The organism is Mahella sp. (genome assembly GCF_020054945.1).
GTDB lineage: Bacteria > Bacillota > Clostridia > Mahellales > Mahellaceae > Mahella.
The window spans coordinates 47,929-60,441 of sequence record NZ_JAIHAU010000001.1 but is presented as its reverse complement, the minus strand read 5'-3'; the positions used below and the strand labels follow the sequence as shown (position 1 = coordinate 60,441).

General features: G+C 46.6%; 11 protein-coding genes and 1 tRNA gene. 10 read left to right on the top strand and 2 right to left on the bottom strand.

Features of this window, described 5'->3' with window-relative positions:
* Nucleotides 1–16 precede the first annotated feature (16 nt).
* From nifS to mnmA, 3 genes are read left to right on the top strand one after another with little or no spacing between them, the layout of a single operon-like run.
* Nucleotides 17–1,204, top strand: a complete 1,188-nt coding sequence (gene nifS / locus JG770_RS00285) for a cysteine desulfurase NifS (protein ID WP_291953724.1) — start codon at nucleotides 17–19, stop codon at nucleotides 1,202–1,204.
* The gene (nifU, locus tag JG770_RS00280) at nucleotides 1,197–1,640 is read left to right on the top strand and encodes a Fe-S cluster assembly scaffold protein NifU (protein ID WP_291953722.1); all 444 of its coding nucleotides are present in this window, start codon (nucleotides 1,197–1,199) and stop codon (nucleotides 1,638–1,640) included. Before nifS ends, nifU begins: the two co-directional genes overlap by 8 nt.
* Nucleotides 1,633–2,739 (top strand): tRNA 2-thiouridine(34) synthase MnmA, encoded by a 1,107-nt coding sequence (mnmA, locus tag JG770_RS00275; RefSeq protein WP_291953720.1) that lies wholly within the window; start codon nucleotides 1,633–1,635, stop codon nucleotides 2,737–2,739. The genes nifU and mnmA overlap by 8 nt, the downstream gene beginning before the upstream one ends.
* Nucleotides 2,740–2,779: 40 nt before the next feature.
* Here mnmA and JG770_RS00270 read toward each other — a convergent pair.
* Nucleotides 2,780–2,855, bottom strand: a tRNA-Trp gene (locus JG770_RS00270).
* Between the two features lie 129 nt (nucleotides 2,856–2,984).
* Here JG770_RS00270 and JG770_RS00265 point away from each other — a divergent pair.
* Genes JG770_RS00265 through JG770_RS00255 form a run of 3 tightly spaced genes read left to right on the top strand, consistent with a single transcriptional unit; the run spans nucleotide 2,985 to nucleotide 6,539 of the window.
* Entirely contained in the window at nucleotides 2,985–3,266 is a 282-nt protein-coding gene (locus tag JG770_RS00265; RefSeq protein ID WP_291953718.1) for a hypothetical protein, read from the top strand.
* Nucleotides 3,263–5,470, top strand: a complete 2,208-nt coding sequence (locus JG770_RS00260; protein ID WP_291953716.1) for a hypothetical protein — start codon at nucleotides 3,263–3,265, stop codon at nucleotides 5,468–5,470. Before JG770_RS00265 ends, JG770_RS00260 begins: the two co-directional genes overlap by 4 nt.
* Nucleotides 5,460–6,539, top strand: coding sequence for a glycosyltransferase family 4 protein (locus tag JG770_RS00255; RefSeq protein ID WP_291953715.1), 1,080 nt, complete (start codon nucleotides 5,460–5,462; stop codon nucleotides 6,537–6,539). The genes JG770_RS00260 and JG770_RS00255 overlap by 11 nt, the downstream gene beginning before the upstream one ends.
* Nucleotides 6,540–6,577: 38 nt before the next feature.
* On the opposite strand, the gene JG770_RS00250 is transcribed toward JG770_RS00255, so the two are convergent.
* Nucleotides 6,578–8,644 carry a methyl-accepting chemotaxis protein gene (locus tag JG770_RS00250; RefSeq protein WP_291953714.1) on the bottom strand — a complete coding sequence of 689 codons (2,067 nt, stop codon included), beginning with the start codon at nucleotides 8,642–8,644 and terminating at the stop codon, nucleotides 6,578–6,580.
* Nucleotides 8,645–8,805: 161 nt separating this feature from the next.
* Here JG770_RS00250 and JG770_RS00245 point away from each other — a divergent pair, with 161 nt between their 5' ends.
* Genes JG770_RS00245 through JG770_RS00230 form a run of 4 tightly spaced genes read left to right on the top strand, consistent with a single transcriptional unit; the run spans nucleotide 8,806 to nucleotide 12,513 of the window.
* Nucleotides 8,806–9,558 carry a class I SAM-dependent methyltransferase gene (locus JG770_RS00245; RefSeq protein ID WP_291953712.1) on the top strand — a complete coding sequence of 251 codons (753 nt, stop codon included), beginning with the start codon at nucleotides 8,806–8,808 and terminating at the stop codon, nucleotides 9,556–9,558.
* Nucleotides 9,559–9,563: 5 nt separating this feature from the next.
* Nucleotides 9,564–11,072: a Ppx/GppA phosphatase family protein gene (locus tag JG770_RS00240; RefSeq protein WP_291953710.1), complete on the top strand. Its 1,509-nt coding sequence runs from the start codon at nucleotides 9,564–9,566 to the stop codon at nucleotides 11,070–11,072.
* 14 nt (nucleotides 11,073–11,086) lie between these two features.
* A complete protein-coding gene (gene tmk, locus JG770_RS00235; protein ID WP_291953708.1) occupies nucleotides 11,087–11,821 on the top strand; it encodes a dTMP kinase in 735 nt (244 codons plus the stop codon).
* On the top strand, nucleotides 11,818–12,513 hold the full coding sequence (locus JG770_RS00230) for a thymidylate kinase (RefSeq protein ID WP_291953707.1): 696 nt from the start codon (nucleotides 11,818–11,820) through the stop codon (nucleotides 12,511–12,513). The genes tmk and JG770_RS00230 overlap by 4 nt, the downstream gene beginning before the upstream one ends.

The following is a 12,513-nucleotide window of genomic DNA, read 5'->3' as shown; positions in this document are numbered from 1 at the left end:
AACAGGAGATAGGTTTATGGATAGAAAAATATACATGGATCATGCGGCCACAACATATGTAAAACCTGAAGTAATGGATGAAATGCTGCCGTATTTCACTGATAAATTCGGTAATCCGTCGAGTATATACTTCTATGGCCGCGAAGCCAAGGAAGCTATAGAAACAGCGCGGGAGAAAGTAGCTACGGCTATAGGGGCCGAGCCGTCAGAAATTTATTTTACGTCCGGCGGAACTGAATCTGATAATTGGGCTATAAAAGGTACCGCCTTTGCCAGTAAAAAAAGGGGTAACCACATAATAACCTCTGCCATAGAACACCATGCTGTATTGCATACGTGCCAATATTTAGAGAAATTGGGTTTTGAGGTTACTTATTTGCCGGTCGATCAGTACGGGCTTGTAGATCCCGATGATGTGTACAAGACTATAACCGATAAAACAGTGCTTATATCCATAATGATGGCCAATAACGAGATAGGCACCATAGAACCGATAGCTGAGATAGGCAGGATAGCCAGGCAACGTGGCGTTTACTTCCACACCGACGCCGTACAGGCCATAGGAAGCATGGATATCGATGTAAAGTCATTAAATGTGGATATGTTGTCGCTCTCGGGCCACAAATTCTATGGACCCAAAGGCATAGGCGCTTTATATATAAGGAAGGGTGTAAAAATAGATCAGTTTATGCATGGCGGAGCTCAGGAAAGGAACCGCCGCGCGTCCACTGAGAATGTACCAGGGATAGTTGGCTTGGGCAGGGCCATAGAGCTGGCTACGGCTACTATACCTCAAAGGCGGGAGCACCTTACTCAGCTAAGGGATCGCTTGATAAAAGGCATAATGGATAAAATACCCTTTGTACGCTTGAACGGTCATCCTACCGAAAGGCTGCCGGGCAATGTTAATTTATCGTTTGAATTTATAGAGGGCGAATCCATGCTGCTCAGTCTGGATCTAAAGGGCGTGGCGGCGTCCAGCGGGTCTGCTTGTACGTCCGGTTCGCTCGACCCGTCGCATGTACTACTGGCCATAGGGCTGCCGCATGAAATAGCACATGGTTCTCTGCGTCTTACACTTGGCGACGATAATACCGAAGAGGATGTAGATTATGTCATTGAGATACTGCCGGATATAGTGGAAAGGTTGCGGCAGATGTCACCATTATTTGCAGAAAGAGAAGGGGCGTTGAAAAATGTATAGTCAAAAGGTTATGGATCATTTTACAAATCCGCGCAATGTAGGAGAAATACCCGATGCTGATGGCGTAGGCGAGGTAGGCAACCCGAGATGCGGCGATATAATGAAGATATTCATAAAGATTGATGGCGATGTTATAACAGATGTCAAATTCCAGACGTTCGGCTGCGCGGCGGCCATAGCCACGAGCAGCATGGCAACCGAGCTGATAAAAGGCAAGACGTTGGATGAAGCGCTGGATATAACCAATAAGACCGTGGCCGATGCGCTGGACGGCCTTCCGGCTATAAAGATGCATTGTTCTGTGCTGGCTGAAGATGGGTTGCGTGCCGCTATCGAGGATTACAAGCACAAGAAGGGCCTCATAACCGAGGATGAGATGTCAAAACCTCATGAGCATGACCATGAATGCGCCGATGATGAGGCGGCAAATGGATAAAAGCCGTGTTGTGGTGGGCATGAGCGGTGGAGTGGATAGCTCCGTTACCGCTTATCTGCTCAAGCAGCAAGGGTTTGATGTTATAGGCGTTACCATGCAGGTATGGCAGGACGATGATCCCGAACGGCAACGGCTGGAAGGCGGCTGCTGTTCTTTGCATGCGGTGGACGATGCGCGCCGCGTGGCTCAGGCACTGGATATACCCTACTATGTGATGAATTTTAAGGATATATTCAGGCAAAAAGTCATAGATTATTTTATCGATGAATATACAAAAGGCCGCACGCCCAATCCCTGCCTTGTATGCAACAGGTATATAAAATTTGAAGAACTTATGAGGCGGGCTCATGCTATAGGGGCTTACTATGTAGCAACAGGCCATTATGCCAAAATAGAGTACGACGAACATCTCCGGCGCTTTATATTGAAACGCTCGATCGATGATAAGAAAGATCAGAGCTATGTCCTGTATACGCTTACCCAATATCAACTGGAACATACGCTTATGCCGCTGGGCAGTTACAACAAAACAGAAATTAGAGAAATAGCGCGGAAAATAGGGTTAACCGTGGCCGATAAACCTGACAGCCAGGAGATATGCTTTGTCGAGGACGATGATTACGGGCGATTTTTGGCAGAGCAACGCCCGGATGCCATAAAAGAGGGTTGCTTTGTGGATACCGCCGGCCATGTACTGGGTAAGCATAAAGGCATAGCCTTTTATACCATAGGCCAGCGCAAGGGGCTGGGCCTATCGCTGGGCAAACCTATGTATGTTGTAGATATAGACGCAGTCAATAACGTGATCGTGCTGGGAGAACAAGATGATGTATTTGATGATAGTTTGATAGCAGGCGATTTAAATTTTATCCCGTTTGATCGTCTGGATAAACCAATGGAGGTCACCGTCAAGATACGATATAATGCTAAAGAGGTACAAGCTACCTTATACCCGCTAGATAACAGCGCTAAAGTAAAGGTCGTATTTGATAGGTCTCAGCGAGCTGTTACGCCCGGACAGGCGGTAGTATTCTACCAGGGCGATGTTGTGGTGGGCGGTGGCATAATAGAACATAACAAAACAACATTGTTGAGATAAAAATATAAGCCTCTTGCGAGGCTTAAAATCAACATATTTTTGGCAGGGGAGGCAGGAATCGAACCCGCAACCAACGGTTTTGGAGACCGCTACTCTGCCAATTGAGCTACTCCCCTAAGACAATATTTATTCTATCGTATTTTTGTCACACTGTCAAGCGCTGTTTTTCGCCTATGGAATCATAAATCCGCTCATATTGGACATCATAATTAATATCTGTTTTTGAAACCATAAGGAGGATAACCATGCCAAAAAATATACGCATAGGCGATATGTGGGACAGCGAAGCTGTGGATACGCGCCTGACCGGTGAGAGGTACAGGATATATATCAACACCGATTATATAGGCGATAAAATGGGGTTGAACGCAGATCAGGCCAAAGCAGTGGAAGATTTCCTTAACTCTTTGGGCTTTAACGGCTATACTATGGAATACGACAACAAAAATATAAGGATAAAGACCGATGACAAAGACTTGGCCGAAAAAATGAGGAACCATTTGCAGGAGTATCTTGATTTAAGATGACATGCAATAGGCAAAAAGCGATATATTTTTTGCTCATATGTATGGTGGCCATCTGTTGCTTTTCCCCGAACGGCGCCGCGCAGGCCGCCGATCAACAGGGCAAAGTGTACGCAGTCGTGCTGGACAGGGTGGCTATGGAGGACCTAATAGCTATACAGCCGCCCAATATCATGCATCTGATCGATCAAGGCACTATAGCGCTTATGAATACAAAAGTGGCAGGCAGCCGCAATCCCAAAAGCGCATATATCACCATAGGAGCGGGTGTCAGGGCCACATATGCCGGCGGTTCTCATCTGGCCTTCAACGCCAGCGAATTATATAATGGCGAAATAGCTGCAAACAGGTATAAACAATCCAGCGGTATCAGCACGAAATGGGATCAGATTGTAAACCTGTCCATGCCACAGCTCATCAGAAACAATGCAAATCAGGATCATGACATATACATAGGCGAATTGGGGCGCATATTGCGCTTATACGGGATTAAAACCGCGGTACTGGGCAATGAGGACACCGATGATGTATACAGCAGAAACGTTGTATCGCTTATCATGGATGAAGAGGGTAAGGTGCCGCTGGGCGATGTGAGCAAGAATGTATTGGTACGCGATGTGGAGCGCCCGTATTCGCTTAAGACCGATTACCAAAAGCTATGGAATGAAACCCAATGGTTCAGCAAGCAAAGCGACGTGCTGTTCATACAAACCGGCGACACATACAGGGCCGATGAGTTCAGACAATCGACCACCGACGCCATGCTGACCAAATATCGCCATCAGGCTATTATGGAGGCCGACGCATTTATAGGACGCCTGTCGGCCAGCATAGATCTTGATAAAGATATGATTATGATAATAACGCCGTACCCGTCGGCTAAAGCATTGGCCCAGAGCAATTCGCTCACCCCTTTTATAGCAGTCGGTAAGGACGTCAGCCATGGATGGGCAACATCCTCTACCACCAAGCGCGCCGGCGTTATAACCAATTTGGATATAGCGCCGACCATACTGAGATTCTTCGATATCCCAACGCCCACGTCTATGCTCGGCCATAATGTTGATAGCGTACCTACGGATAAAACGCCGGATCAGCTTTTAGCTTTTAATGATAAGCTCGTGACAATATACCGGCAACGGCCAACGCTTATACAAATGTTTATAGGGTTTCAGCTTATAGTATTATTGACGGCCTTTGCCATGCTCCAATTCAAAAAAGAATGGTCGCCGTATGCGCTCCCGTTCTTATACAGCATAACGTTTATGCCCATAGCATTTCTTCTGATGTCATTGTGGCAGCGGGATGATATATTGTGGACTGTCATTGGCCTCGCAGCGGTTACATCCACCATGACCTACATATCGATGAAATCGTTGTCAGGATGGATTGAAAGGATCGCATTATCCAGTCTGGTTACAGCAGCCGCTATCATATTGGATATGCTGTTCAACAGTGCGTCGCTTATGCAAGGCTCGGCGCTGGGATACGATGTCATAGCCGGCTCCCGCTATTATGGGATAGGCAACGAATTCATGGGCGTGCTTATAGCATCCGTCATAGTAGGCACTATGGCATTGGCACAGAAGTATACCCTTCATATATGGATCTATATACTGCCAATATTGTATGCCGGCGTGTTTTACATATTGATCAGCCCGAATATGGGCACCAATGTAGGCGGCTCTATAGCAGCCTTCATGGGATTCGGCATGGTGTTAATGCTGATGTGGGGCTTCAGGATAAACCTGAATTCTGCGGCGGCTGTGGCAGGCTCGCTGATTGTCATACTGATTGCAGTATTTTACATGGATTCGTTGCGCAGCGTCGATATGCAATCGCATATAGGGCAGACTGCCGATATATTACGTGAGCAAGGCATAATATCCTTGGTTGGCATAGCGGCCAGAAAGATAAGCAGGAATATATACCTTATACGATATACGATATGGAGTCCGACATTTATAGCCTCGTTTGCTATATTGATGTTCCTCATATACCGGCCGGTAGGCGTGCTTAAGGACGTGCTGGATGAATACCCTGTGCTGGCAAATGGCTTTAAATCCGCTATAGTGGCCAGTATAGTGGCTTTTTTAGTCAACGATTCCGGAGTGGTGGCCGCTGCTATGGCCATGATATACGTGGCCCCCTTTCTTATAGCATTGATAATACGGCGATATGGCGGTGACAGCGCGTATGAGCACTGAGGTGATGACGGTAGTACGACGGGCAGAGGGCGGCATCAAACGCCATATACTGTCGCTAGTGGATCATATAGATAAAGACGCCTACAATATATGCGTGGGCTGCGAGAGCGGCAGTGCGTTGGCGAAGGAGCTGGCAGCCAGACAGGTCATTACCTTTCCTTTGGATATATCCAGTGCCATAAGACCATGGAACGATACACTTTCCATCATAAAACTAAATGCTGTATTTCATCGTTACAAGCCGAGCATCGTGCATGTCCATGGCGTACGGCCATGGCAAATAGCGGCGGTTTCACTGCATGGCGTACCCATAGTGGCCTCGATCCATAACTTTCCATATAAGGACGGCCGCATAATGAAGGCTTCATATAAAATGCTGGCGGCGCGTACGGCCAGGATAATAGCAGTAAGCGATGCACTAGCCGAATACCTTTGTTCATGCGGTATATCGCAGGATAAGATAGCCGTGGTATATAACGGTGTGAACATCAGGTACTATGACAACATCGATACCGGAGAATATCATAAGGAAGGAGGCTTTGTTATAGGTACGGCGGCCAGGCTCATACCCCAAAAAGGAATAGATGTTCTGCTTGAAGCATTCTATATGTTGCTGCATAAATACAATAACGCCAAACTTGTTATAGCGGGCGATGGTCCGTCGCGTATGGAACTCGAGCGTTGGTGCTGGGAAATGAACATAGCCGACAGGGTCAGTTTTTTAGGGTATATCAGTGATATAAACGCTTTTATGCAACGGCTTGACGTATTCGTACTGCCGTCGTTATCCGAGGGTTTCGGCATATCGGTGTTGGAAGCCATGGCCTGTGCAAAGCCTGTTATAGCATCGTCGGTAGGTGGCGTGCCGGAGATAATAGATCACGGCCGAACCGGCCTTTTATTTCCGCCGGGCGACAGCGGGACGCTGGCTATGTACTTGGAATACCTTATAGAGCATAAGAAGGAAGCGATCGACATGGGGCTAAGAGCACGCCGGCGTTTAGACGGACACTTCGATGTACGCACCATGGTAAAAAAAATAGAGGGCATCTACCGCAGTTTAATATAGCGGAGGATGCCCTCTATTTTGGAGGTGTAAAGGGTTGTTTAACTTATTTTAAATACCGACATCGCATTTAACAGGTCTGTGGCCAATTCGTTCAGTTTTTGAGCGGCATTGCTCAGCTCGTCCATTGCCGCCAACTGTTGCTGAGCCGAAGCCGATACCTCTTGAGCTGAAGCTGCCGATTGCTCGGACACGGCCGATATATTCTCTATAGCGCTGAGTACACCATTCTTATTTGCATTCATTGCTTCTACCGCAATATCTATGGATTTTATCTGTTCAGATAGCTTTTGCACCGACTGAGCTATATTCTGGAATGATTGAGCAGCGCTGTCCACCGCAACGTTTTGCTGCGATACGATATCGGCCATTATCTCCGTATTGCTCACAGTGTTCTGTGTCATGCCAGTTATACGCTTTATTATATCGTTTATATTGCGCGTCGATGTTTGCGATTGTTCGGCCAGCTTGCGTATCTCATTGGCCACCACCGCAAATCCCTTGCCTGCATCACCGGCGCGGGCCGCCTCTATAGCCGCGTTTAATGCCAGCAGATTGGTTTGATCGGATATAGTATCTATCACCTTTATTATGTTATTAATATTTCTGGATTCCTGGCCCAGTTGTTGTATAGCCTCTACCATTGATTGGGTCACGTCATTCACCTGACTGCTCTTTTTCTTGAGCGTATCAACCGCATTCAACCCATCAGATGCTGCCCCCAGCGTCTGTTGAGATATGGTATTCATTGCCTTGGCATTTTCGGCTACATCATCTATCTGCTGCGCCAGTTCGCTCGCCTTTTGGGCGCCCATGGTAGCGTCGTTTGCCTGTTCGGATGCCCCTTTAGCTATCTCTTGTATGGCAGTGGCTATCTCGGAAGAAGCGGCGGTGGCTTCTTCGGATACGGCAGCCACATTGTCGGCCGAGGCCGATACCTCGCGAGTCAAATCCATACCTTTTTGTATAAGACCCTTTATCTTGTATATCATGGAATCCAGGCTTCTGCCGAGTTGACCTATTTCATCATTGCCGGTTATTCCGGTATCGATGGTGAGATCACCGCTTTCTACCACGGCCGCCGCTTGCATGGCTTTATTCAGCCGCCTGGACATCGATAACGCTATGAATATGCCTACCAGTATGGCTATTATGCCAAAGGCTACGGCGGCTATAACTACGTCGTTTCTCAGCGTATCCACCAACGAGGTCAATTCAGTTTCGGGCACTGCGCCTAGCACCGTCCAGCCGGTGTCCTCAGCCTTGCTGTAGCTTACCAGCATAGGCTGGCCGTTTTGGGTTTCATGCAATGTGCCGGATTTTTCAGAAGATGACAATATCTTTTTCATATACGACGTGTTTTTAAGATCGGATATGGCCTTTTCATCCATATTTGTCCCGCTTATGATTTTGCCGCTGGGGGTTATAAGATAAACCTTACCCGTATCACCCAGTTTAATGCTGTTGAGCATATCCTGTATAGGTTTTAATTTTACATCTATGACCAACACGCCTATTAATCTGTTTGTGACCGTTAAATCCTTATAGGCTCTAACCAGGGATACAGCATAAACATCGCTGCCAGCCGACGACGATGTTTTAAGATCGCGCTCATCCAACCATACGGGAGAACCGCCGGCCTCTACCGCTTTCTGGTAAAAGTCCGATTTCTTTACCGCTTCGATGTCGTCCACTAGTGGAGCGGCTGGTACGCCGTAGGATGAACCGTCCTCGCATATTATGGCCAGAAGGCTTATGTATTCATTGGAACGTATTATCGATCCGAGTATATCGTTTATGTTTTGGGCATTCTGAAATCTGTCGTAGTCCGATAATTTGCTTTTATCTGCCGTAATAAGCTCCTGAAGCTGCGTATTGCCGAATACTTCCATGGATGTGCCGTTGACCATGTCCAGCACGGTATCCATAGTCCTGTTAAGTTGTTCGACGGTATTGACGGTACTTTTGCTTATCTCTTCAGTAATGGCATCCGATGCGTTTGTAGTGGCTATGTACCCTATGAATATAACAGGTATAAGTATTAATATTAGAAAGGCTGCTATAAGCCTGGTGGCAATAGATGATATATTAATCTTCATCTTTCTCATAAAATCTTCCTCCATTTGCTATATATATATTTATTCGACATGAAATTTATAAATCCTTCTTTTTATTCGGCATTTTCGACACTATAGTTTAATTAATAATTTGCCATGATTGAGATTATGATATATAATAATCTAGTAAAATATAGTAGGAGAAATCATCTATGTATGAACAATTTGCGAGATTTTATGACGAACTTGGATGGAGTCAATATGCAGCAGGCGTATGGGACAGACTGAATAAATATCTCGACTCAATAGGCTTTAAGCCGCGCAGCCTACTGGATTTAGCCTGCGGTACCGGCATTTTGACTATAAAAGCCGCACAGCATGGAGTGGAGACTCATGGACTTGACATATCGGAGGCAATGCTGGAAAAAGCCGAATACAACGCCATGCAGGCCAATATAGAGGTTTCTTACATGTGCGGTGATATGAGCCATTTTTGCATGAACCGGCACTATGATATTATAACATGCACGTTCGACGCTATAAATCATCTTTTAGCGTACGACGATTGGGAGGATACCTTTCGATGCGCCCTGGCCCATTTGGATGATAACGGCTTGTTCTTATTCGATATGAACACAGTGAAAGATTTGAGCGAGAATTGGGATAATATACACGTGCGCAAAGATGCAAATGGCAACTATGTTATAAGCAAAAGCATAGCTTTCCGCGATAAAGCATCGGCAGCCGTTACATTTACGGCTTTTGTGCAGCGCGGCGAGGGGCTTTTCGATGGGTATGAAGAGACAGTCACCGAGGTAACCTTTCCCATAAATAAGGTGGTTGCGTCGTTATATGAGATCGGTTTTGCCGATGTCAGCGTTAAAAACGATATGTTTGAGGACGTAGCCGATCCCGAACAGCTCGATCGCTCATTTATAATATGCTGGAAAACGAAAGCGAGATAAAAGTTATGGAGCAAAAGGTGGGCATTATAGATTTGGGATCCAATACCGTGCGCCTGGTTATAATGAAGATAGCCGAGGACGGAGCCTATATGTTATTAGATGAGCAGAAAGAGACAGTCAGGCTGGATGCCTCGGTCGAGGTCAGCGGTTTGCTGGAAGGTCAGGCTGTAGAGCACGCTGTGAATACTATACGCCTTTTCAAGAAACTGTGCGATGTAAACGGTGTAACCCGTATAATTGGTCTGGCTACAGCGGCCGTTCGTAAGGCTCGGAACAAACAGCGTTTTATAGAGATGGTACAGCAGCAGACCGGTGTATTATTCTCGGTTATAAGCGGTATGCAGGAGGCCGAATACGATTATATCGGCGTTATAAATTCCACTAGTATCGAGGACGGATTGATAGTCGATATAGGCGGTGGCAGCACTGAGCTTGTGCGGTTTGAACACAGGCGTCTTGTTCATGCCACTAGCCTGCCATTTGGAGCTATCACGCTTACCGATTCATTTCTGGGCAGAAACAAACCGAAACCCGATGATGTGGACAGATTGAATGAGTTTGTTCAAAGCAAATTGAGGGAACATGCATGGACTGCCTTTCCGGGAGCCGCTTTAATTGGCGTGGGTGGCACTATACGCAACGTGGCCAAGATACATCAAGCAAAATCGAACTACAAACTGTCGCTGCTTCATGGTTACGCGATGCCTGCTGCCGATGTAAAATCGCTATGGGATGATCTGCGCAACACCACGATTTCTCAGCGCAAGAAAATGCGGGGTTTATCCGATGACAGAGCCGACATATTTCTCGGAGGGATGGCTGCTCTGGTCAATGTATTGGAATTTTCCAATATCGATAACGTTGTGATAAGCGGAAACGGCGTAAGAGAAGGCGCCTTTTATAAAGAGGTGCTAGACTGGTGCGGAGGCGATCGCGATGTGCTGGATACCAGTATAGACAATATATTGAAGGTATACAACGTCAATGCTCACCATGCGCATCATGTGATGGGGCTGAGCATAAAGCTTTTCGATGAATTGGCTGCGCTGCATGGCTGCGGCAGCGATTTCAAAAGGATATTATATGCAGCAGCCCTGTTGCACGATGTGGGTACAGCAATCAATTATTATAATCATGCCCAGCATACGTTGTATATAATACTCAATTCGCAGATCTACGGCTTTAGTCATCGCGAATTGGTGCTGTGCGCCCTTATTGCGGCTTCCCATCATAAGGATATGGTAAAAAGTTATGCCAGACATTATGTTGATATACTATATAAAGATGATATAGACAAAATGCAGCGCATGAGCGCCATACTGCGCCTGGCCGAGAGCATGGATCGTAGCGAAGCCGGCGTGGTAAAGGATGTGGTATGCACTATAAGCGATGACTATGTGAAATTGGAGGCGATAGCGAACGGTGATGGGGCATTGGAATTAGCCGATGCCAGCAATCATACAGGCTATTTTAAGAAGGTATATGGTAAGAACATACATATTACAAAACTATAAAGGAGAGATACGTTATGGCGATGAGAAAGGTGAAGGAATTAGGGATTAACAAAACGTATCCCGGTAAGCTTTTAATAGTCGAGGGCATAGATGGCTCGGGCAAGAGCACGCAGGTATATCTGCTCAAGCGCTGGCTGGAAGAACATGGGTATACGGTGTTCTTTACAGAATGGAATTCGTCGGATCTGGTTAAAGATGCGACGCGCAAGGCCAAAAAGAAGAACATGCTGACGCCTACCACCTTCAGCCTCATACATGCGGCGGATTTTGCCGATAGATATGAGCGCCTGATATGGCCTCATCTCAAGGCAGGCTATATAGTATTGGCTGACCGGTACATATACACGGCTTATGCCCGAGATATAGCGCGCGGCGTAGACCCGGCCTGGGTAAGGAATATATACAGCTTTGCTGTCAAACCTACGGCCGCATTTTATTTCCAGGTGCCGGTGGATGTAGGGGTATCGCGCATACTGCGGGGCAGGACCGCCTTGAAATATCATGAAGCCGGTATGGATCTGGGCCTCAGCAATGATCCGGCCGAGAGCTTTAAGCTGTTTCAAGGCATAATAAAGGATCAGTACGATGCCATGGCTGATAAAGAAGGATTTCACATTATAGACGGTACTTTGCCTATAGAAGAACAGCAGCAGCAGATGAGGGCGATGGTAGAGGTTATGCTCAGGCGGTACAAACCTGTTATATACAACCGCTCATCGGCAAATCATGAAGAGGGGTACGAGAAATGATACAGAAGGATAAACTTTTTTATGGCAGCGGGCTACCTTATCTAAAAATGGATAAATTGCCCGGTTACCTCATAGTTATAGAAGGAGCGGACGGCTCCGGGCGCTCTACGCAGATAAACATGCTAAAGGATTGGCTGGAAAGCAGAGGCCACGCTGTCTTGGACACCGGCCTTAAACGCTCGACATTGGTAGGCGGCACCATAGATGAGGCCAAGAAAGGAAATCTGCTCGGCAGAACCACGCTCAGCCTTTTATATGCCACCGACTTTGGAGACAGGCTGGAGAATAACATAATACCGGCGCTGGAGGCCGGGTTTATCGTACTGGCCGACAGATATATATTCACGCTGATGGCCAGGGACATGGTGCGCGGTGCTAGAAGGGCTTGGCTTAAAGAGATGTTCGGCTTTGCACTTATACCCGACATCGTATTTTATCTTCAAGTATCGCCAGACGTACTGCTTCACAGAGCGTTTATGCAGTACGGGCATCTGGATTATTGGGAATCGGGCATGGATCTCGGCATATCACCCGATATGTTCAAAAGCTTCAAACAGTATCAGTCCATGCTCAAAGATCAGTTCGATAATCTGGCTCAAGAATACGGCTTTATAATAATGGACGGCAGCATGGACATAGAAACAGTGCAACAGAGGCTGAGAGAAGAAATATTAGAAAGGATAGATTTGTGA

Bases quoted from the DNA above. Each gene is read 5' to 3' on its own strand.
- tmk (WP_291953708.1), top strand. From the start codon at position 11,087: ATGGCGATGAGAAAGGTGAAGGAATTAGGGATTAACAAAACGTATCCC.
- JG770_RS00265 (WP_291953718.1), top strand. From the start codon at position 2,985: ATGCCAAAAAATATACGCATAGGCGATATGTGGGACAGCGAAGCTGTG.
- JG770_RS00260 (WP_291953716.1), top strand. From the start codon at position 3,263: ATGACATGCAATAGGCAAAAAGCGATATATTTTTTGCTCATATGTATG.
- JG770_RS00250 (WP_291953714.1), bottom strand. From the start codon at position 8,644: ATGAGAAAGATGAAGATTAATATATCATCTATTGCCACCAGGCTTATA.
- JG770_RS00245 (WP_291953712.1), top strand. From the start codon at position 8,806: ATGTATGAACAATTTGCGAGATTTTATGACGAACTTGGATGGAGTCAA.
- JG770_RS00255 (WP_291953715.1), top strand. From the start codon at position 5,460: ATGAGCACTGAGGTGATGACGGTAGTACGACGGGCAGAGGGCGGCATC.
- mnmA (WP_291953720.1), top strand. From the start codon at position 1,633: ATGGATAAAAGCCGTGTTGTGGTGGGCATGAGCGGTGGAGTGGATAGC.
- nifS (WP_291953724.1), top strand. From the start codon at position 17: ATGGATAGAAAAATATACATGGATCATGCGGCCACAACATATGTAAAA.
- nifU (WP_291953722.1), top strand. From the start codon at position 1,197: ATGTATAGTCAAAAGGTTATGGATCATTTTACAAATCCGCGCAATGTA.
- JG770_RS00230 (WP_291953707.1), top strand. From the start codon at position 11,818: ATGATACAGAAGGATAAACTTTTTTATGGCAGCGGGCTACCTTATCTA.
- JG770_RS00240 (WP_291953710.1), top strand. From the start codon at position 9,564: ATGGAGCAAAAGGTGGGCATTATAGATTTGGGATCCAATACCGTGCGC.